This is a genomic window from Pseudomonas sp. MMS21 TM103 (assembly GCF_022132145.1).
Lineage (GTDB): Bacteria > Pseudomonadota > Gammaproteobacteria > Pseudomonadales > Pseudomonadaceae > Aquipseudomonas.
The window spans coordinates 812,391-832,264 of the sequence record NZ_JAJISP010000001.1 but is presented as its reverse complement, the minus strand read 5'-3'; the positions used below and the strand labels follow the sequence as shown (position 1 = coordinate 832,264).

At 63.2% G+C, this 19,874-nt stretch carries 17 protein-coding genes and 2 tRNA genes; all 19 read right to left on the bottom strand.

What is annotated here, in order from left to right; translation table 11 throughout:
- Positions 1–63: 63 nt before the first annotated feature.
- Complete coding sequence (locus LJY18_RS03820) at positions 64–1,074, bottom strand: ornithine carbamoyltransferase (protein WP_238040463.1); 1,011 nt, start codon at positions 1,072–1,074, stop codon at positions 64–66.
- 57 nt (positions 1,075–1,131) lie between these two features.
- Positions 1,132–2,385: an arginine deiminase gene (arcA, locus tag LJY18_RS03815; protein WP_238040462.1), complete on the bottom strand. Its 1,254-nt coding sequence runs from the start codon at positions 2,383–2,385 to the stop codon at positions 1,132–1,134.
- A 16-nt stretch (positions 2,386–2,401) separates the two neighbouring features.
- Positions 2,402–3,829, bottom strand: coding sequence for an arginine-ornithine antiporter (arcD, locus tag LJY18_RS03810; RefSeq protein ID WP_238040461.1), 1,428 nt, complete (start codon positions 3,827–3,829; stop codon positions 2,402–2,404).
- Between the two features lie 320 nt (positions 3,830–4,149).
- Entirely contained in the window at positions 4,150–5,433 is a 1,284-nt protein-coding gene (gene dctM / locus LJY18_RS03805) for a C4-dicarboxylate TRAP transporter large permease protein DctM (protein WP_238040460.1), read from the bottom strand.
- On the bottom strand, positions 5,430–6,062 hold the full coding sequence (locus tag LJY18_RS03800; RefSeq protein WP_238040459.1) for a TRAP transporter small permease: 633 nt from the start codon (positions 6,060–6,062) through the stop codon (positions 5,430–5,432). Before LJY18_RS03800 ends, dctM begins: the two co-directional genes overlap by 4 nt.
- A gap of 146 nt (positions 6,063–6,208) precedes the next feature.
- Positions 6,209–7,198 carry a C4-dicarboxylate TRAP substrate-binding protein DctP gene (gene dctP / locus LJY18_RS03795; protein WP_238040458.1) on the bottom strand — a complete coding sequence of 330 codons (990 nt, stop codon included), beginning with the start codon at positions 7,196–7,198 and terminating at the stop codon, positions 6,209–6,211.
- 339 nt (positions 7,199–7,537) lie between these two features.
- Entirely contained in the window at positions 7,538–8,935 is a 1,398-nt protein-coding gene (locus LJY18_RS03790; protein ID WP_238040457.1) for a sigma-54-dependent transcriptional regulator, read from the bottom strand.
- Entirely contained in the window at positions 8,932–10,746 is a 1,815-nt protein-coding gene (locus LJY18_RS03785; protein WP_238040456.1) for a sensor histidine kinase, read from the bottom strand. Before LJY18_RS03785 ends, LJY18_RS03790 begins: the two co-directional genes overlap by 4 nt.
- A 138-nt stretch (positions 10,747–10,884) precedes the next feature.
- Positions 10,885–11,760: a dTDP-4-dehydrorhamnose reductase gene (gene rfbD, locus LJY18_RS03780; protein ID WP_238040455.1), complete on the bottom strand. Its 876-nt coding sequence runs from the start codon at positions 11,758–11,760 to the stop codon at positions 10,885–10,887.
- Positions 11,757–12,302: a dTDP-4-dehydrorhamnose 3,5-epimerase gene (rfbC, locus tag LJY18_RS03775; RefSeq protein ID WP_238040454.1), complete on the bottom strand. Its 546-nt coding sequence runs from the start codon at positions 12,300–12,302 to the stop codon at positions 11,757–11,759. The genes rfbD and rfbC overlap by 4 nt, the downstream gene beginning before the upstream one ends.
- On the bottom strand, positions 12,299–13,171 hold the full coding sequence (rfbA, locus tag LJY18_RS03770) for a glucose-1-phosphate thymidylyltransferase RfbA (RefSeq protein WP_238041108.1): 873 nt from the start codon (positions 13,169–13,171) through the stop codon (positions 12,299–12,301). Before rfbA ends, rfbC begins: the two co-directional genes overlap by 4 nt.
- A 5-nt stretch (positions 13,172–13,176) precedes the next feature.
- Positions 13,177–14,250: a dTDP-glucose 4,6-dehydratase gene (gene rfbB / locus LJY18_RS03765; protein ID WP_238040453.1), complete on the bottom strand. Its 1,074-nt coding sequence runs from the start codon at positions 14,248–14,250 to the stop codon at positions 13,177–13,179.
- Between the two features lie 181 nt (positions 14,251–14,431).
- Positions 14,432–14,507: transfer RNA gene (locus LJY18_RS03760), tRNA-Thr, on the bottom strand.
- A gap of 544 nt (positions 14,508–15,051) precedes the next feature.
- Positions 15,052–16,269 carry a methyltransferase gene (locus tag LJY18_RS03755; RefSeq protein ID WP_238040452.1) on the bottom strand — a complete coding sequence of 406 codons (1,218 nt, stop codon included), beginning with the start codon at positions 16,267–16,269 and terminating at the stop codon, positions 15,052–15,054.
- Positions 16,270–16,314: 45 nt separating this feature from the next.
- A complete protein-coding gene (locus tag LJY18_RS03750) occupies positions 16,315–17,004 on the bottom strand; it encodes an ABC transporter permease (RefSeq protein ID WP_238040451.1) in 690 nt (229 codons plus the stop codon).
- Positions 17,001–17,696 (bottom strand): ABC transporter permease, encoded by a 696-nt coding sequence (locus LJY18_RS03745; RefSeq protein WP_238040450.1) that lies wholly within the window; start codon positions 17,694–17,696, stop codon positions 17,001–17,003. Before LJY18_RS03745 ends, LJY18_RS03750 begins: the two co-directional genes overlap by 4 nt.
- A gap of 50 nt (positions 17,697–17,746) precedes the next feature.
- The gene (locus tag LJY18_RS03740) at positions 17,747–18,499 is read right to left on the bottom strand and encodes an ABC transporter substrate-binding protein (protein ID WP_238040449.1); all 753 of its coding nucleotides are present in this window, start codon (positions 18,497–18,499) and stop codon (positions 17,747–17,749) included.
- 18 nt (positions 18,500–18,517) lie between these two features.
- A complete protein-coding gene (locus LJY18_RS03735; RefSeq protein ID WP_238040448.1) occupies positions 18,518–19,291 on the bottom strand; it encodes an ABC transporter ATP-binding protein in 774 nt (257 codons plus the stop codon).
- Positions 19,292–19,660: 369 nt separating this feature from the next.
- Positions 19,661–19,736 (bottom strand) — tRNA-Phe (locus LJY18_RS03730).
- Positions 19,737–19,874 lie beyond the last annotated feature (138 nt).

Below are 19,874 nucleotides of genomic sequence, written 5' to 3'. Positions count from 1 at the left end.
ACTGGCCGGGCAGCCGCGGAGCCCGCTGGCTGTCCGGCGACCGCCGCACGGACGGGTCAGTGGTCAGATATCAGCCAGCGCCGAAACTAGAATGGCCTTGATGGTGTGCATGCGGTTTTCCGCCTGATCGAAGGCAATATTGGCCGGCGACTCGAACACCTCTTCGGTGACTTCCACGCCGTTTGCCAGATTGGGGTGGCGCTCGGCCAACTCCTTGCCCACTTCGGTCTCGCTGTTATGAAAGGCCGGCAGGCAATGCATGAATTTCACCCGGGGATTGCCCGCGGCTTTGATCATCTGCGCATTCACCTGGTAGGGCAGCAGCTGGGCGATGCGCTGGTCCCAGGCCTCCGCGGGTTCGCCCATGGAAACCCAGACATCGGTGTGGATGAAATCGACGCCCTTGACCGCTTCCCTGGGGTCATCGGTGAGGGTCAGGCGCGCGCCACTGGCGTCGGCGAAGGCTTGGCATTGGGCGACAAACTCGGCTGCCGGCCAGAGTTGCTTGGGCGCCCCGATGCGCACGTCCATGCCCAGCTTGGCGCCGATCAGCAGCAGCGAGTTGCCCATGTTGTAGCGGGCATCACCGAGGTAGGCGTAGCTGATGTCATGCAGCGGTTTGTCGCTGTGCTCGCGCATCGTCAGCACGTCGGCAATCATCTGGGTCGGGTGAAATTCTGCAGTCAGGCCATTGAACACCGGTACGCCGGCGTACTTGGCCAGCTCCTCGACTATTTCCTGGCCGAAGCCTCGGTACTCGATGGCGTCGAACATGCGCCCCAGCACGCGGGCGGTGTCCTTCATGCTCTCCTTGTGGCCGATCTGCGAGGAGCCCGGCTCTATCAGGGTGACATGGGCGCCCTGGTCATGGGCCGCGACCTCGAAGGCGCAGCGGGTGCGGGTCGAACTCTTCTCGAAGATCAGGGCGATGTTCTTGCGCTGCAGGTGCTGCTGCTCGGTGCCAGTGTACTTGGCGCGTTTCAGGTCGCGGGCCAAGTCCAGCAGATAGCGCAGTTCCTGGGGGCTGTGATGCATCAGGCTGAGCAGGTTGCGGTTGTGCAGATTGAACGCCATGACAGTTTCCTTGTGAGAAATGGACGTGCAGGCCTGGGTAAAGCCTGCCGTGCGCAATTAGTAATCGGCAGAATCGCGGGCGATTGGGCAGCTCATGCAATGGCCGCCGCCGCGCCCGCGGCCCAGTTCGCTGGCATCGATGGTGATGACTTCCACCCCGGCCTTGCGCAGTTGGGTATTGGTGTAGGTGTTGCGGTCATAGCCGATCACCACGCCCGGCTCGAGGGCCAGCACATTGTTGCCGTCGTCCCACTGCTCGCGCTCGGCCTCGTAGCTGTCGCCACCGGTTTGCACGGCGCGCAGTTGCTTGAGGTTCAGCGCTTCGGCCACCACCTGCAGGAACGGCTGGTCCTCGCGGCGAATATCGATGCCGCCCGGTTTGCTCGGGTCGGGGCGCAGGCTGAACGCTACGATCTGGTTGACCACGTCGGGGAAGATCGTCACTAGGTCGCGATCGCAGAAGCTGAACACCGTGTCCAGGTGCATGGCCGCTCGCGACTGCGGCAGGCCGGCGACTATCACCCGCTCGACCGCGCCCTTGGCGAACAGGTTCTGCGCCAACTGGCCGATGGCCTGGCGCGAACTGCGCTCGCCCATGCCGATCAGCACCACACCATTGCCAATTGGCATCACATCGCCCCCTTCCAGGCTGGCCGAGCCGTGGTCGAGATCCGGGTCGCCGTACCAAGTCTCGAACTCGGCGTTGGCGAAATCGGCGTGGAACCGGTAGATCGCCGTGGCCAGCAGGGTTTCCTGACGGCGCGCCGGCCAATGCATCGGGTTGAGGGTGACGCCGCCGTATATCCAGCAGCTGGTGTCACGGGTGAACAGGGTATTGGGTAGCGGTGGCACGACAAAGCTGGCCGGGCCGATAAACTCGCCGAGCATCTTCAGGCTGGCGCTTTCGCCCAGCCCTTTGAGCAAGTCGGCCACCGCCACTCCGCCGATCAGGTATTCGGCCAGAACCCGAGGTTCCTGGCTTTCCAGCCAGCTGCGCACCTCGTTCTGCAGGCCGATACCGACCAGGTTGGCGGTGATCTTGCGGTCGAGAATCCACTGCAACGCTTGCGGGTTGCGCACGGTATCGGTCAGCAGGTTGTGCATCTCCAGCACGTCGACGCCACGCTCGCGCATCTTGCTGACGAAGTCGAAGTGGTCGCGCTTGGCCTGGCTGACCCAGATCACGTCATCGAACAGCAGCTCGTCGCAGTTGTTCGGCGTCAGGCGCAGGTGCGCCAAGCCCGGCGAGCAGACCATGACCTTGCGCAGCTTGCCGACTTCGGAGTGCACCCCGAGTTTTCCAGTACTCATGTCATGAATCCTTCTGTTAGAGGCTGAGGAAGCCGGCATAGAGGCCATAGGCGGCAATGCCGGCACCGGTCAACACGGCCAGGAAGATCAGTTGCTCCACGCGGGTGAACACAGCCTGGCCCTGCTCACGCCTGGCTTTGGCGAAGAACAGCACGCCCGGCGCATAGAGCAGCGCCGACAGCAGGACGTACTGCACCCCGCCGGCATACACCAGCCACACCGCATAGATCACCGCGATCAGACCGATCAGCAGATCCTTGCGCCGTGCACCGGGCTGGCCCTCGTAGGTCTCGCCGCGTACCGCCAGCAGCACCGCATAGGCGGCGGACCAGAAATATGGCAGCAGGATCATCGAAGTGGCCAGGTACAGCAGCTTGAGGTAGGTGGCGTCGTTGAACAGGGTGACGATCAGAAACAGCTGGATCAGGCCGTTGGACAGCCAGAGCGCATTGACCGGCACGTGCTTGGCGTTTTCCTTTTTCAGGAAATTAGGCATGGTCTGATCGCGCGCGCCGACGAACAGGATCTCCGCACACAGCAGGGTCCAGGACAGCAGCGCGCCGAGCAGCGAGACGATCAGGCCGATGCCAATCAGCGCCGCGCCCCAGGGACCGACCACCTGTTGCAGCACGCCGGCCATGGAGGGGTTCTTCAATCCGGCCAGTTCGGCCTGGCTGAGGATGCCCATGGACAGCACGTTGACCATCACCAACAGCAGCAAGACGCCGACGAAGCCGATCACCGTGGCCCTGCCGACATCGGCGCGATTCTCGGCGCGCGCCGAATAGACGCTGGCGCCTTCGATGCCGATAAACACCCAGACGGTGACCAGCATCATGTTGCGCACCTGATCCAGCACGCTGCCCAGCTCCAGGTTGCCGCGCCCCCAGAAATCGGCGGTGAACACCTCGAGCTTGAAGGCGATGGCGGTGAGGACGACAAACAGCAGGAGCGGCACGATCTTGGCAACGGTGGTCGCCAGGTTGATCAAGGCCGCCTCGCGGATGCCGCGCAGCACCAGAAAATGCACGGCCCAGAGCAGCAGCGAGGCACCGATGATGGCGGCCAAGGTATTGCCTTTTCCAAAGACCGGGAAGAAGTAGCCAAGGGTGCTGAACAGCAGGACGAAGTAGCTGACGTTGCCGATCCAGGCGCTGATCCAGTAGCCCCAGGCCGAGGAGAAACCCATGTAGTCGCCAAAGCCGGCCTTGGCGTAGGCGTAGACCCCGGCATCCAGTTCCGGTTTGCGCACGGCCAGGCTCTGGAAGACGAAGGCCAGGGTCAGCATGCCGACTGCGGTGATGGCCCAGCCGATCAGGATGGCCCCAGCGCTGGCGCTGGCGGCCATGTTCTGTGGCAGCGAGAAGATTCCCCCGCCGACCATCGAGCCCACCACCAGGGCGACCAGTGCGGCCAGTCGCAATTTTGTGGAAGCCTGGGGCATGGTGTCTCTCCTTGAGGGTATGGCGATCGCCATTGACCCACGTCGGCCCTCAGGCGGTGCTGACCTGGGTCAAGGGGAGGCGAGGTGGTCAGCCGATGGCCGGATGCTCCCGGGTGATGTCCTTGTTTGGTGTTGAGTCCGGTCGCCGTCTGCGGCCGCGGCTCAGCCGCGCCTGTTGACTGTGCCCAGACGACTTTCACGGCTACATCCGCAGCTGCAAAATACTCCCCGTGTGCCACCTGTAAGCGGAATAATGCCCAAAAAAATGCCCGGCACTGAGGCCGGGCAGAAGGTACGCGGAGCACTTCAATCGAACGCGATCAGCTCATGCCCAGCCAGTTGGGCAGGGCCATGGACACGGCCGGGACGTAGGTGATGATCATCAGGAAGCCCAGCAGCAGCATCAACCACGGCCAGGCGGCCTTGATCACCGCGGTCAGCGGCATGCCGGTCACCGCCGAGGTGACGAACAGGTTGAGGCCCACCGGCGGGGTGATCAGGCCGATCTCCATGTTCACCACCATGATGATGCCCAGGTGGATCGGGTCGATGCCCAGCTGCACGGCGATCGGAAACAGGATCGGGGCGAGGATCAGGATGATCGCCGAGGGCTCCATGAAGGCGCCGGCGACCAGCAGCACGATGTTCACCACCAGCAGGAATTGCCACGGCTGCAGACCCATCTCGATCACCAGGGCGGTGATGGTCTGGGGGATCTGCTCGGTGGTCAGCACGTGGGCGAAGAGCATCGCGTTGGCGATGATGAACATCAGCATGATGGTCAGCTTGCCGGACTCCAGGAGCACTTTGGGGCACTCGCGGATACGCATGTCCTTGTACACGAACAGGGCGACGAAACCGGCGTAGACCGCCGCCACCGCCGCCGCTTCGGTCGGGGTGAACATGCCGGAGTAGATGCCGCCGAGGATGATCACCATCAACAGCAGGCCCCAGATCGCCTTGCGTGCGGTTCTCAGCAGTTCGCCGAGGCTGGCACGCGGCAGGGAGGGCAGGTCCATCTTGCGCGCGACTATGTAGATCGCCACCATCAAGGCCACGCCCAGCATCAGGCCGGGTACCACACCGGCCATGAACAGCTTGCCGACCGATTGCTCGGTTGCGGCGGCATACACCACCATGACGATCGACGGCGGAATCAGGATGCCCAGGGTGCCGGCGTTGCAGACGATGCCGGCGCCGAAGGCTTGCGGGTAGCCGGAGCGCACCATGCCGGCGATGGCGATCGAGCCGACGGCGGCCACGGTCGCTGGCGAGGAGCCGGACAGCGCGGCGAATAGCATGCAGGCCATCACCGCGGAGATCGCCAGACCGCCACGGATATGGCCGACGCAGGCGTTGGCGAAATCGATCAGGCGCTGGGCCACGCCGCCGGTGGTCATGAAGGCGCCGGACAGCAGGAAGAACGGAATCGCCAGCAGGGTGTAGTGCTCGCTGGTCTCGAACAGCTTGATCGCCAGCGAGCGCACCGAATCCGGACTGAACAGCATGATGGTCACCGAGCCGGCCAGGCCGAGGGACGCGGCAACCGGCACGCCAATGAACATCAGCGCGAACAGCAGAATGAAGAGGAACAGAATGGTCATTGCTTGGGTTCCTCGTGCTCGGTCAGCTTCATGGCTTCGGCGGCTTCATCGGCCAGGCCGAGTCCGGTCTGCTGGTGGCGCAGGATACGCACGAAGATTTCCAGGAAGCGAATAAACACCATGGCGTAGCCGAATGGCACGATCAGGGTGATGTGCCATTGCTTGATGCCGTAGTGACCGAGGTCCTCGGCGCCAATGTTGGCGACAAACAGGGTGTGCATCCAGTCGAAGCTGGCTACCGCGATCAGCCCGGCATAGCCCAGGCAGCACAGGCAGGCGATCAAGCCGATCATCCGCTGCACCGGCTTGCTGGCCAGCTTGACCAGCGCATCGACGCCGATATGCCCGGCGGTGCGTACGCCATAGGCCAGGCCGAAAAAGATCAGCCAGGCGAACAGTGCCTTGGTCAGCGAGATGCTCCAGGTCATGTCCTGGGCCAGCCCGAGAATGAAGTCGCCGATGGCGAAGAGGTTGTCGCTGGCGCCTTCCCAGCGATCGCCCCAGTTGTAGAACAGGGTGTAGAGGTTGTTGAGGATCACGTAGACGAATGTCACCAGCGTCATGGTCGCCAGGAGAAAGGCGATAAAGCCTTCTTCGAAGTGATCATACGCGCGTCGCAAGGCGTTCATCGATAGCATCTCCAGTGGAGGAGGGGAGGGCCAGGGCCGCCTGTGATGGCAGTGCCCTGGCGCAGTAGCCCGGCAGCGGGGCGAGCAGCCGCCGCTGCCGGTGGGTTAGGCCGCTATGCGGCTAGGCCTGCGCGGCCTGACCCACCCTACTGGTTGGCTGCGTCGGCGGCCTTGATCAGGTCGGCACCGATTTCGTCTTCGAACATGGCCCATACCGGCTTCATGGCATCGCGCCACATGCCGCGTTGCTCTGGGGTCAGGTTGATGATTTCGGTGGTCTTGGCGGCGAGGATGCGCTGCTTGTCGCCCTCGTTCAGTTCGTTGGCTTGCTTGTTCACCTCGGCGGTCACTTCCACGATTATCTTGTCCAGCTCGGTGCGGACATCTTCCGGCAAGCTGTTCCAGAACTTGGTGTTGGTGATCAGCATGTAGTCGAGGACACCGTGGTTGGACTCGGTGATGTACTTCTGCACTTCATGCATCTTCTGGCTGTAGATGTTCGAGTAGGGGTTCTCGGCACCGTTGACCACACCAGTCTGCAGGCCTTGGTAAACCTCGGCGAAGCTCATCTTGCGCGGGTTGGCGCGCACGGCCTTGAATTGCTCTTCCAACACGGCGGATGCCTGTACGCGGAACTTCAGGCCACGGGCATCTTTGGGTTCACGCAGCGGCTTGTTGGCGGACAGCTGCTTGAGGCCGTTGTGCCAGTAACCCAGGCCGGTGATGTTCTTGTCTTCCATGGATTTCAGCAGTGCCTGACCTTGCGGGCTCTGCTGGAAACGGTCGAGTGCGGCCATGTCCTTGAACAGGAACGGCAGATCGAACACCTGGACCTGCTTGGTGTATTGCTCGAATTTGGCCAGGGATGGGGCGATCAGTTGCACGTCACCGAGCAACAGCGCTTCCATTTCCTTGCCATCGCCGAACAGCGAGGAGTTCGGGTAGACCTCGACCTTGACCTTGTCGCCCAGACGTTCTTCGGCGAGCTTCTTGAACAGCGCGGCACCCTGGCCTTTCGGCGTGTGTTCGGCGACCACGTGGGAGAACTTGATCACAATCGGATCGGCCGCTTGGGCCATGCCGGCGATGCTCAGCGACAGGGCGCAAGCCAGCGCCTTGGCAGTCAGTTTGAACATGAAATGCTTCCTCTTGTTTTTGTGGTTCGTTATGCGCCGCAGCGCTGCAGAGCGGGCGAACAAGATCAAGTCTAGGCGGCCTGCCGGAAAACGACGGACGCTGGGCAGCGATTGCCCGGACTTGTGCCTGCTGGATCACCTGCAAGTACTAGAGCAACCGCCATGCCAGATTGCAGGTCGGGGTTGCGAACTATCGCGGAACATCCTCGGCAGAAGGCGATGGCACCTTGCGGCAGCTGGCTTGTGCGGGGAACCAATAGATTCCCGCTAGTGGTTTGCGGCGTCGCTGCTGCGGGTGATGCGGTGCCGGAGTAGGTGGAGGTGGCGGGAATCCGCCAGTCAGTCGAGGTCGTCTGGCGAGCTTCCGCCAGTGTCGGCCGCGCTCAGGCCATGCTTGCGCAATTTGTCGTGCAGGGTCTTGCGCGGCACGCCGAGGGCTTCGGCCAGGCTGCGCAGGGAGCCATGGGCACGACTCAGTTCGGCGGCGATCATGGCCCGCTCGAAGGCTTCGACCTGTTCGCTGAGGTTGCCGCTGGGCGGCACGCCGCTCTGCGGGTTGTCCAGATTCAGCTCCAGGCCGAGATCCAGGCCCAGGTCGAGACCGATGGCGAAGCGCTCGGCGGCATTCTGCAGTTCGCGCACATTGCCCGGCCAGGGGTGACGCAGGAGCATGGCGCGTTGCCCCGGCTGCAGTTCGCGTACCGGCAGGCCGTGGCGGGTGCTGGCGTCATCGGCGAAGTGCTGGAACAGCACGAGGATGTCGTCGCCGCGTTCGCGCAGGGCCGGAATGCGCAGCGGGGCGACGTTCAGGCGGTAATACAGGTCGGCGCGGAAGCGGCCCTGGTCGGCGGCCTGGCGCAGGTCTTCCTTGGTCGCGGCGATCACGCGGATATTCAGCGGGATCAACTGGTTGCCGCCGAGGCGCTCGACCACCCGCTCCTGCAGCAGGCGCAGCAGCTTGACCTGGACTTCCAGGCTCATGCTCTCGATTTCATCGAGGAACAGGGTGCCGCCGTTGGCGAACTCGAACTTGCCGATACGGCGTTTCTGCGCCCCGGTAAAGGCCCCTGGTTCGTGGCCGAACAGTTCACTTTCCACCACCGACTCGGCGAGGGCACCGGCGTTGATGGCGACAAAGGGGCCGTCGCGGCGATTCGACAGGTCGTGCAGGGCGCGTGCGACGACTTCTTTGCCGGCCCCCGTTTCACCGAGGATCAATACATCGGCGCTGATATTGGCCAGGGCACCGATCTGCTCACGCAGGCGCGCCATGGCCGGCGACTGTCCGACCAGGCGCGCGCTCAACTGCTGGCGGTCGGCAAGGGCCAGGCGCAGGCTGCGGTTATCCAGGACCAGGCGGCGCAGAGCGAGGGCGCGGCGTACGCTGTCGAGCAGGTCTTCGCTGGCGAAGGGTTTTTCCAGAAAGTCATAGGCGCCGGCGCGCATCGCCTGCACCGCCAGGGGGACATCGCCATGGCCGGTGATCAGCAGCACCGGCAGGTCAGGGTCCTGCTCGTGCAGCTGCTCGAGCAGCTGCATGCCGTCGATGCCCGGCATGCGGATATCGCTGACCACCACGCCCGCCCAGTCGCGGCCGATGCGCGCGGCGACGCCGCGGGCGTCGGCCAGGCTGACGACTTGCAGCCCGGCCAGGTCGAGCGTTTGGCTCAGGGCCTGGCGCAGATGCGGGTCGTCGTCGATCAACAGCACCTGGGTACGTGGGTCGAGGGTGGTCATAGGCAAAAGTCCTCGGGCGACTGGTTTTTAACGCCGTGTTCGGCGGCGCGCAGGCGCAGGGTCAGCAGGGCGCCACCGTCGGGGTGGTTGGCCAGCAGCAGTTCACCGCCGAGGGCGCGTATCAGGGTATCGCAAATAGCCAGGCCCAGGCCCAGGCCCTGGGCGCTGGTCTTGGTGGTGAAGAAAGGTTCGCGGGCGCGTTGCAGGGCTTCGGCAGTGAATCCCGGGCCGTTGTCGCGCAGATGCAGGTCGACGCCCTCGGTGCTGCGTTCGGCGCTGAGCCAGATGCGCCGCGGCGGCGCTTTCTCGGCCAAGGCGTCGAGGGCATTGGCCAGCAGGTTGCCGAGCACTTGGCGCAGGCGGGTTTCGCCGGCCTGGACCCACAGGGTGGCTTCGGGCAGGTCGCGAATCAGTTCGACCTCCATCGCCCGGCGGCGTTTGGCCAGCAGCGCCAACGCGTCGTCCAGGGCCGGCTGCAGAGCCACGCTTTCCGGGGCGTGACGGTCACGGCGAGCGAAGGCGCGCAGGTGGGAAATGATCGAGGCCATGCGCTCGGTCATCTGGCTGATCAGCTTGAGATTGGCGCGGGCGTCTTCGTTGCGCTGGTGGTCGAGCAGCACGCCGGCATTGTCGGCATAGCTGCGAATCGCCGCCAGCGGCTGATTGAGTTCGTGGCTGATGCTTGCGCTCATGGTGCCCAGGGCCGACAGCTTGCTGGCCTGGACCAGTTCGTCCTGGGCGCGCACCAGTTCCTGCTGGGCGTGTTCGCGCTCCAGCACTTCCTGTTTCAGGTGGCTGTTGAGCCGCTCCAGGTCCTGGGTGCGCTCCTGCACGCGCTGCTCCAGCTGCTGACGGGCCCGCGCATCCAGGGCAATGCGCTCGAGGTAATGACGGCGGCGCTGCACCAGCAGGCCGAGCAGCAGCATCAACACCAGCAGCGCCGCGCCACCAATGGCCACGGCGGTGCGCACGGGGCGATCGAGCAGCAGGCGCGGCGCCAGGATGCTTACGGTCCAGTCGATATCGTCGAGGCTGCGACTCTGCCGAAGCCAGGCTGTGGGTTCGAGCTGCAGGGGTGGTGGCGACTGGATGCGGTAAGGCTGGGTGGCGGTAATCGCAACACGTTCAGCATTGTCCAGCTCGCGGGTGGCATGGAAGCGCCAGTCGGCCTGCGAGGTGAGGATCACCACGCCGTAGTTGTCGGTGACCAGCAACTGCTCGGGGCGGTTGCCCCACAGGGTTTCGGTGTGGTCAAGGTCGACCTTGACCACCAGCACGCCGAGGATCTGCGCGCCCTCGCGTACCGCGGCGGCGAAGAAGTAGCCGCGCTTGCCGGAGGTGGTGCCGAGGCCGAAGAAACGCCCGGAACGGCCTTGCATGGCGTCGCGGAAATAGGGGCGGTAGGAAAAGTTGCGCTCGACGAAGCTGTCTTCCTGATCCCAGTTGGAGGCCGCCAGGGTCTGGCCGTCGGGGTCCATCAGGTAGATCACGTCGGCCCCGGTCTGCTGCTGCAGGCCGGCCAGCAACTGGTTGGTCTGGTCGCGCAGCTGCTCATCGGTGCTTTGCTGCAACAGCTGGCGCAGGGTCGGCAGTTGCCCGAGGATCGGCGGCAGCACCTCGTAGCGGTTCAGGGTGCCGAGCAGGTTGGCGACGTACAGGTCGAGGGTCTGACGGTTCTGCTCACTCAGCACGGCGCTGTAATAACGCTCGGCCAGTTGTTGCAGCGGCCAGAGCAGCGGGGTCAGGAGCAGAGCAAGGAGCACCAGGCTGCGCCAGCGGAGACGTTTGGGAGTGCGGAGGGTTGCGGTCATGGGTCAGGCGCCTGAGTGTCGCAGGTAGTATGCATCTTCAAGCTTTAGCAAGGGATGTGCCAGTGGCGTTGGGCGGGGATCTTCAGCCCACTATCTGACTTGCCAGACTCTATCGAACCGGATTGCGACTTGAATCGCTCAGCACTGTGGCGGGTTGTGCAGGCATTCGAGCAGGGCGCTGTGCCAGTCACTCAGCTGGATATGCCAGTCGCGTTGCAGGCGTGTGCAGTCGAGTCGCGAGTTGAGCGGACGCCGTGCCGGCGTGGGGTATGCGCTGGTGGGGATGGGCTGCAGGGTCGCGGTGGCTATGCCTTGGGTGCGCAGTTGCTCGGCGATCGCGCTGGCGAAGCCGAACCAGGAGACTTCGCCCTGAGCACTGAGGTGATACAGCCCCCAGGGACCGCCTTGGCCGGCGCGCCAGTTGTGGATCATCTGCGCTGTGACAGCGGCGATGCTGCCGGCCCAGGTCGGCGCACCGACTTGATCGGCCACCACATTCAGGCTGGCGCGTTCCTGCAGCAGACGTTGCATGGTCAGCAGAAAATTCTTGCCGTGCAGCGAGTAGACCCAGCTGGTGCGCAGGATCAAGTGGGCGCCGCCAGCCGCCTGGATTGCCTGTTCCCCGGCCAGCTTGCTGCGACCGTAGACCCCGAGCGGGTTGGGCGTGTCGTCCTCGCTATAGGGCGCGGTTTTTGTGCCGTCGAACACGTAGTCGCTGGAGTAATGGATCAGCGGCGCACCCAGCGCAGCAGCTTCCTCGGCGAGAATGCCAGGCGCCGTGGCGTTGATGGCGAAGGCCAGCTGCGCCTCGCTCTCGGCCTGGTCGACCGCCGTGTACGCCGCGGCGTTGATGATCAAGTCGGGTCGCAGCTCGCGCACCTGACGGCGGATCTGCTCTGGCTGGCTCAGGTCGAGCCGGTCGCGGCCCAGCACTGTCAGTTCGCCTTGTTCGCGCAGGCTCAGTTGCAGCTCGCGGCTGACTTGGCCGTGCTCGCCGAGCAGCAGGATCTTCATGGGAACAGCTGCGCATCGGCCAGGCTGAGGCCGGCCTGGTCCTTGGCCGAGAGCTGAGGCGCACTCTCCAGGGGCCAGTCGATGGCAAGGCCCGGGTCGTCCCAGCGGATGCAGCGCTCGTAGGTCGGCGCGTAGTAGTCAGTGGTCTTGTAGACGACTTCGGCGTATTCGCTGAGCACCAGAAAACCATGGGCGAAGCCTTCCGGCAGCCACAGTTGGCGCTTGTTCTCGGCGGACAAATGGACGCCGACCCACTTGCCGAAGGTCGGCGAGCTGCGGCGCAGGTCCACGCTGACGTCGAACACTTCGCCGGCGACGACCCGCACCAGCTTGCCTTGGGCCTGCTGCAGTTGGTAATGCAAGCCGCGCAACACGCCGCGCAGCGAGCGCGAGTGGTTGTCCTGGACGAATGTGCGGTTCAGGCCGGTGGCTTCGGCGAAGGCGCGGGCATTGAAACTCTCGTAGAAGAAGCCGCGCTCATCACCGAACACCCTGGGTTCGAGGATCAGCACCTCCGGCAGGTCGCTGGCAATCACCTTCATGCGTGCTCCTGCGCCAGCCTGGACAGGTACTGGCCATAGTCGGTTTTGCTGAAGGCTCGCGCCTGCTCGAGCAGGCGTTCACGGTTGATCCAGCCATTATTGAAGGCGATCTCTTCCAGGCAGGCGACTTTCAGCCCCTGACGGTGCTCGATGGTCTGCACGTATTGCGAGGCCTCCAGCAGGCTGTCGTGGGTGCCGGTGTCGAGCCAGGCGAAGCCCCGGCCGAAGCGCTCGACATGCAGATCGCCGCGTCTCAAGTAGGCGTTATTGACGTCGGTGATTTCCAGCTCGCCGCGTGACGAGGGCTTGATCGCCCTGGCGATCTCGATCACGTCGTTGTCATAGAAATACAGGCCGGTGACAGCGTAGCTGGATTTCGGTTTGGCCGGTTTTTCCTCGATGGAGATGACCCGGCCGCTGGCGTCGAACTCGACCACGCCGAAGCGCTCGGGGTCTTTGACCCAATAGCCGAAAATCGTCGCGCCGCTGGGGTCGGCGGCGGCGCGCAGGAGCTTCTCGGTAAAGTGCTGGCCGTGGAAGATATTGTCGCCGAGGATCAAGCATACCCGGTCGTCGCCGATGAATGACTCGCCGATCAGCAAGGCTTGGGCCAGCCCCTCCGGCGCCGGCTGTTCGGCATAGCTGAAGCGCACGCCGAACTGACTGCCGTCGCCGAGCATCCTCTCGAACTGCGGCAGATCGTGGGGGGTGGAAATGATCAGGATGTCGCGGATACCGGCGAGCATCAGTACCGAGATCGGGTAATAGATCATCGGCTTGTCGTAGACCGGCAGCAGCTGTTTGGACACCCCTAGGGTGATCGGATACAGGCGGCTGCCGGAGCCGCCGGCGAGGACTATGCCTTTCATCCCTTTCAAAGAGAAGCTCCCAGTCGTTCACGTTGATAGCTGCCATCCTGCACGCGGCGGCACCAGTCGAGGTTATCCAGGTACCAGCGCACAGTCTTGCGCAGGCCGCTGGCGAAGCTTTCCTCGGGCGTCCAGCCCAGCTCGCGCTCGATCTTGCCGGCGTCGATGGCATAGCGCCGGTCGTGGCCTGGGCGGTCGGCGACGAAGCTGATCAGTTCCTTGTAGGAGCGAGGGTGACCCGTGCTTGTGTCTTGCCATGGCCTCAGTTCATCCAGCAGCGCGCAGATACTTTCCACCACCTCGAGATTGGTCTGCTGGTTATGCCCGCCAATGTTGTAGGTCGCGCCAACTTGTCCCCGCGTCAGCACCCTGAGCAGGGCGCGGGCATGGTCCTCGACATACAGCCAGTCGCGCACCTGCTGGCCATCACCGTACACCGGTAGCGGCTTGCCCTCCAGGGCGTTGAGAATCATCAGCGGGATCAGCTTTTCCGGAAATTGATAGGGGCCGTAATTGTTCGAGCAATTGCTGATCAGCACCGGCAGGCCATAGGTGCGCTGCCAGGCGCGCACCAGGTGATCGGCGGCCGCCTTGCTCGCCGAATAGGGCGAGCTGGGCGCATAGGACGTGCTCTCGGTGAACAGGTCATCGACCCCGTGCAGGTCGCCGTACACCTCGTCGGTGGAAATATGGTGAAAGCGAAAGGCCTGCCTGCGCGCCTCGTCCAACTGCAGCCAATAGGTGCGGGTGGCTTCGAGCAAGGTATAGGTGCCGACGATATTGGTCTGGATAAAGGCAGCCGGGCCGTCGATGGAGCGATCGACATGCGACTCGGCGGCCAGGTGCATGATGGCGTCCGGCTGGAACTCGGCCAAGGCCCGGCTCACCGCCGCGCTGTCGCCGATATCGGCCTGGACGAACTGATAGCGTGGCTGGTCCGCGACGCTGGCGAGCGACTCGAGGTTGCCGGCGTAGGTCAGCTTGTCGAGGTTGAGGACCTGGTGCGTGGTGTCGCTGAGCAGGTGGCGAATCAGGGCCGAACCAATAAATCCGGCACCGCCGGTGAGCAGAATCCGCATGAAAGAGTGCCTTTTTCGACATGACTCGAGCATTCGACTTAGCTTGTCGGCTGAGCGTCCCGGCCGCAAGCGCTGAATGCCGGCAGACGTGCAGTGGTTGGCCCTTGGGATCCGAGACCCGCCGCGCCGAATTTCAGGCACAAAAAAAGGGCTACGTTTTCACGTAACCCTTTTATTTGTATGGTGCCGGCACCAAGAGTCGAACTCGGGACCTACTGATTACAAGTCAGTTGCTCTACCAGCTGAGCTATACCGGCATTTCAGGGGCGCCATTATATCCATTCATTTGGCCGAGTAAAGTCGTCTAGGCATTGTTTATCCTGATTATTTTCAAGCCTCAGCCAGCCTGATTGCAGCAATGCGTGGGCGGTGTGCTCAGGCCCGTCCTTTAGACGGCAGTGGGCGCTCTCGAAAATGCTCCCGGGTTTGGCGCCAGCGTCTCGCGGCGACAGTAGGTTGCAGGGCGCCGAGTAGCCCAAAGCCTCATCTCGGGGCGGTTCGCCAGCCAAGGAGAAGGCGGTGCGGGCCCTGGGAATTGGGCTGATGAGTGGGGTCGTCTATTGGGCTTCTGGCGATTGGCTGCGAAATCCTTATGCACAAGCGGCTGTCATTTGGCGAGCGTACACCTGCTTTTTGTGAGGCATTTCTCGGTATTTTATAAGTGCATGTTTTTGTTGGTTTTTATGTATTGATCGAAAAATGAGCAGGCACCGCGAGAGCCGATGCTAGAGGCATTTGGTGAGACTGCTCAGAATCTATCAACACAGTTATCCACAGATAATGTGGGCAACTTTTGTATGCTCAGTTGCGTTCGGCGAGCAGTAGCAGGTTGCGCGGGGTGAGCTGGCGCGGGCAGAAGCTGCCGAGGCGCACGCTGAAGCCTTGATCTTGCAGGTAGAGCGCGCGGTCGAGTAGCAGCCACAGTTCCAGCGGGCGACGGAACAGGCCGCGCAGCAGTTCCAGGTTGCGCACCTGGGCCAGTCGTTGCCAGCCTTGGTTCTGCAGTTGTTGCCAGTCTCTTGAAGGGTCAGGTGTGGGCAGTTGTTTCAGGGCGGCGAGGTCTGTGCAGTAGTCGGTGAACTCTTTCCCCAGCCAGGTCGCCGGCAAGGACGGTGTGGGTAGGTATTGGTCGATGCCGCGCAGTTCGCGTTGCAGCACGTCGAACGCCAGGCGCCAGGCCATGGAACGATCGCGCTGACGACGTACGCGAGCGCCAGCGGTGACGGTCTCGCTAAGGGGCAGGCCCAGATCATCCAGCGAGAGTTGCAAGGCCGAGGCCTGGGCCGCTGAGGAGAGGGCCTGGTAACCGGGGGTGGCGATGCGGTTGTAGCAGCACGGCGCTATGGCCAATTGCTGACAGCCCGCCGCGCTGGCGAGTCGCATCAGGCGCACATGCAGGTCGCCGCAGGCGTGGAGGGCGACCGGGGTGTGTTCGCTGTGGAGCAGGGCGCCGGCATCGGCGCCGAGTACATCCTGCTGCAGATGCCGGGCGTCGAGGTTTAGGCGCTGGCTGAGCAGTTGGCCGCTGTGTACCAGTTCGGGATTGTGTTCCAGGCAAGTCAGCGGGCGTCCGTCATGCGCCAGCATGCGACCGAGATGCCCTTTGCCGGCGCACCAGTCGAGCCAGTTTTGCGCGGGTTGGTGAAACTGCAGGCAGCCGGCGAAGGCCTGGATCTGTTGCCATTTGCGCCCAGGCACGTCGACCGAGAAACGGGCCGGCAGTGGCGGCAGTGGCTGTGACGTGAAGGCGCCGACTCGGCTCAGGGTCTCGGCCTGCGCGGCGAGGCCGGCAAAGGGCGCGGGGGCATCCAGCAGGTGCGGTCGGTTGTGGCTGGTCTCGGCCTGTTCCAGGCTGCGCGATCTGAGCCAGCGCGCGAGTTGCGGGTGCTGGCGTTCCCACGGCAGTTGCTGGTGGGTGAATGGCCGCGGTTGCCAGAGTGCTTGGTGCTGCAGCAGAAATGCATCCAGCGCCTGGAAGCGCTGGAGCAGGCTGTCGCCGCTGAGGGGGGAGTCGTTCATGCTCGTGTCGTCCGGCCTGGATGGGGCAGTGAATGCCCCGTCGCTTCAGCGGCCCTGGCAGGCGTCGACCCTTAGCCACTGTTCCAGCAGCTTGAAGCCGCGGACCAGGATGAAGGCGATCAGCAGGTAGAACATGCCGGCGGCGAAGAAGATCTCTACCGGGAGGTAGGTGCGGGCGATGATGGTGCGCGCCATGCCGGTCAGTTCCAGCAGGGTGACGGTGCTGGCCAGGGAGCTGGCCTTGAGCATCAGGATTACTTCGTTGCTGTAGGCGGGCAGGCCGATGCGCGCGGCGCGCGGCAGGACGATATAGAGCATGGTCTGCCAGCGGGCCATGCCTAGGGCACGCGCCGCTTCCACTTCGCCCGGAGGCACGGCCTGAATTGCGCCGCGCAGGATTTCGGCGATATAGGCGGCGGTATGCAGGGTCATGGTCAGGATGGCGCACCAGTAGGCGTCGCGCAGGTAGAACCAGAACGGCCCTTCGCGCACGGCGTCGAACTGGGCCAGACCGTAATAGACCAGAAATAACTGTACCAGCAGCGGAGTGCCGCGGAAGAAGAAGATGTAGCCGTAGGGCACGGCGCGGACGAACCAGTGCTTGGAGGCGCGGGCGATGCCCATGGGAATTGCCAGGATCAGGCCTGCGACTACCGCGATGGCGACCAGTTCCAGGGTCAGTACGGCGCCTTCGGCTAGGCGCGGCAACCACTTGATGATTACTTCCCAGTTCATGAGGTGCTCCTGATGAAGCCGCGACTGGCGCGCTGTTCAAGGAAGTGCAGGCCGATCATGGCGATCACGGTAAGGCCCAGGTAGATCAAGGCCGCCACCAGGAAGAAGGTGAAGGGTTCTTTGCTGGAGGTCACGGCAATCTGCGAGCGGCGCATGATTTCTTCAAGACCGATCACCGAAACCAGGGCGGTGTCTTTCATCAGGATCATGAACAGGTTGCCCAGACCGGGCAGGGCGATGCGCCACATCTGCGGCAGGATCAGGCGCCAGAAGATCCGCGGTACGGACAGGCCAAGCGCCTGGCCGGCTTCGCGGTGACCCTTGGGGATGGCGAGGATCGCACCACGAAATACTTCGGTGGCATAAGCGCCAAAACAGATGCCCAGGGCAATGGTGCCGGCGGCAAAGGCGCTCAGTTCGAGGCTGTCGATGCCCAGCAGGTCGGCCAGGTTGCGCATCAGCTGCACGGTGCCGAAGTAGATCAGCAGGACCCAAAGCAGTTCGGGTATGCCGCGCACGATGGTCGAATAGGTGCCGCCAAGCCACTGCAGCGGCTTGTACGGCGAAGTCTTGGCCAAAGCGCCGAGCAGGCCGAGCACCAGACCCAGGGCCAGCGCGCTGAGCGCTAGCTTGATGGTCATCAGGGTGCCGGCGGCCAGGGCTGGGCCGAATCCGTAGAGATCTAAAGTCATGGGGGGTCAGAAGCCTGCATCGCCCGTGAGGGCGACGCAGGGCAGGCTGCTCAGTAAATGCTGAACGGGAAATATTTGTCGTTGATCGTCTTGTAGGTGCCGTCTTCGATGATGGCCTGCAGCGCGGTGTTCAGCTTCTCGCGCAGGGGGTCGCCCTTGCGCACGGCAATCCCGATCTTGTCGTTGTCGAATACCGGCTTGCCCTTGAACTCGAAGTCTTTGCCGGCATCGCTCTTGAGCCACTCCCAGTTAACGAAGGTGTCGGCCAGGACGCCGTCGAGGCGACCCGAGGTCAGGTCGAGGTAGGCGTTTTCCTGGGTGTCGTAGAGCTTGATGTCGACTACGCCGTCCAGGTTGTCTTCAAGCCAGGTGCCGGCGATGGTAGCGCGCTGGGCGCCGATCACCTTGCCTTGGAGGCTGGCCCTGTCGGATTTGAAGTCGCTGTCTTTCGGCGCAATGAATTGCAGCTTGTTGGTGTAGTAGGGCTCGGTGAAGTCGACTGCTGCTTTGCGCTCATCGGTGATCGACATCGAGGCCACCAGGAAGTCGAACTTCTTGGCATTGAGGGCCGGGATGATGCCGTCCCAGTCTGAGGTGACCACTTCGCACTCGGCTTCCATCTTGGCGCACAGGGCCTGGCCGATTTCCACGTCGAAACCAACCACCTGGCCGCTGGCGTCGATCAGGTTGAAGGGTGGGTAGGCGCCTTCGGTGCCCATCTTGAGTTTTTCGGCAGCTATGGCGCCGGAGCCGAAGGTCAGGGTGGCGACCGCGGCCAGCAGGATTTTCTTGTAATTCAGCATGCGAGAGTTGCTCCGTGTTTAATCATTGCTGGACATGAATTGTTTGCAGCGCGCCGAAGTCGGGTTATCGAACACTTGCTCGGGTGAGCCTTGTTCTTCCACCAGGCCCTGATGCAGGAACACCACTTCACTGGAGACCTGACGGGCAAAGCCCATCTCGTGGGTAACCAGGAGCATGGTGCGACCTTCTTCGGCGAGCGCGCGGATCACATTAAGCACTTCTTGTACCATCTCCGGGTCGAGGGCCGAAGTCGGCTCATCGAACAAGATCACTTTCGGCTGCATGGCCAGGGTGCGGGCAATCGCGGCACGCTGCTGCTGGCCGCCAGAGAGCTGGTTGGGGTAGACATGGCGCTTGTCGGAGATGCCGACCTTGGCCAGCAGCGCTTCGGCCCGTTCGGTGGCCTCGGCCTTGCTCAGGCCGAGCACCCGGCGTGGCGCCTCGATGATGTTGTCGAGCACGCTCATGTGCGGCCACAGATTGAAATTTTGAAAGACGAAGCCCAGCTCGCTGCGCAGGCGGTTGATCTGCTTGCCATCGGCGGCGACCAATTCACCGTGCTTGCCGGGTTTGAGCTTGAGCTCCTCGCCGGCGACGATGATTTGCCCCTGGTTGGGGTTTTCCAGCAGATTGATGCAGCGCAGGAAGGTCGACTTGCCGGAACCGGATGAGCCGAGAATCGAGATCACGTCGCCATCGCGGGCGGTGAGGGAGATGCCTTTGAGCACCTCAAGGTCGCCATAGCGTTTGTGCAGATTGCGGATTTCCAGCGCGGGCGTGGCCTCGGCCATGGGGTGTCCTCTTCTTGTTCGGATGCGCTCCGGCTCTAGCTTTGCCTTCCTGGCGAGGCGTCAAGCTAGCATAGCGTTTCGCCAGCCGCCAAGCCGTTTGGTGTGCGTGCATGGCCTGGTGTGCCGTGGGTGTCGCCTGGCCGTTGTTGACTGTCGCGCAGACGCAATATTGCCCTTCGCGCACCGCCCATCCTGGCGTCGCTGGTGCGCAGGGGGTGCACGAGCTTGCCGTCATCGGTGCTGGGGGAAGTCGGGTCATGCATGGCAGCGGACGTCGTTGGTGGCTGACGGTGGGGCGAACGAGGTCGCCAGCTTTTTGCTGCGGACAGAAAAAAGGCCCACATCGCTGTGAGCCTTTTTCGGTATTAATGGTGCCCAGGGACGGAATCGAACCGCCGACACGGGGATTTTCAATCCCCTGCTCTACCGACTGAGCTACCTGGGCCAACGGGGCGCTATTAGACGGATTTGAAGGGTAGGTGTCAAGCGTGAGTTTGAAAAATATTTAGTTATTACGGGCGCTTAGCGGCGCAAGACGAAAAGCGGCGAGGTTTAAGGTGCCCGCCGTGATGGTTCCGGGCGG

Bases quoted from the DNA above. Each gene is read 5' to 3' on its own strand.
- LJY18_RS03820 (WP_238040463.1), bottom strand. From the start codon at position 1,074: ATGGCGTTCAATCTGCACAACCGCAACCTGCTCAGCCTGATGCATCAC.
- arcA (WP_238040462.1), bottom strand. From the start codon at position 2,385: ATGAGTACTGGAAAACTCGGGGTGCACTCCGAAGTCGGCAAGCTGCGC.
- arcD (WP_238040461.1), bottom strand. From the start codon at position 3,829: ATGCCCCAGGCTTCCACAAAATTGCGACTGGCCGCACTGGTCGCCCTG.
- dctM (WP_238040460.1), bottom strand. From the start codon at position 5,433: ATGACCATTCTGTTCCTCTTCATTCTGCTGTTCGCGCTGATGTTCATT.
- LJY18_RS03800 (WP_238040459.1), bottom strand. From the start codon at position 6,062: ATGAACGCCTTGCGACGCGCGTATGATCACTTCGAAGAAGGCTTTATC.
- dctP (WP_238040458.1), bottom strand. From the start codon at position 7,198: ATGTTCAAACTGACTGCCAAGGCGCTGGCTTGCGCCCTGTCGCTGAGC.
- LJY18_RS03790 (WP_238040457.1), bottom strand. From the start codon at position 8,935: ATGACCACCCTCGACCCACGTACCCAGGTGCTGTTGATCGACGACGAC.
- LJY18_RS03785 (WP_238040456.1), bottom strand. From the start codon at position 10,746: ATGACCGCAACCCTCCGCACTCCCAAACGTCTCCGCTGGCGCAGCCTG.
- rfbD (WP_238040455.1), bottom strand. From the start codon at position 11,760: ATGAAGATCCTGCTGCTCGGCGAGCACGGCCAAGTCAGCCGCGAGCTG.
- rfbC (WP_238040454.1), bottom strand. From the start codon at position 12,302: ATGAAGGTGATTGCCAGCGACCTGCCGGAGGTGCTGATCCTCGAACCC.
- rfbA (WP_238041108.1), bottom strand. From the start codon at position 13,171: ATGAAAGGCATAGTCCTCGCCGGCGGCTCCGGCAGCCGCCTGTATCCG.
- rfbB (WP_238040453.1), bottom strand. From the start codon at position 14,250: ATGCGGATTCTGCTCACCGGCGGTGCCGGATTTATTGGTTCGGCCCTG.
- LJY18_RS03755 (WP_238040452.1), bottom strand. From the start codon at position 16,269: ATGAACGACTCCCCCCTCAGCGGCGACAGCCTGCTCCAGCGCTTCCAG.
- LJY18_RS03750 (WP_238040451.1), bottom strand. From the start codon at position 17,004: ATGAACTGGGAAGTAATCATCAAGTGGTTGCCGCGCCTAGCCGAAGGC.
- LJY18_RS03745 (WP_238040450.1), bottom strand. From the start codon at position 17,696: ATGACTTTAGATCTCTACGGATTCGGCCCAGCCCTGGCCGCCGGCACC.
- LJY18_RS03740 (WP_238040449.1), bottom strand. From the start codon at position 18,499: ATGCTGAATTACAAGAAAATCCTGCTGGCCGCGGTCGCCACCCTGACC.
- LJY18_RS03735 (WP_238040448.1), bottom strand. From the start codon at position 19,291: ATGGCCGAGGCCACGCCCGCGCTGGAAATCCGCAATCTGCACAAACGC.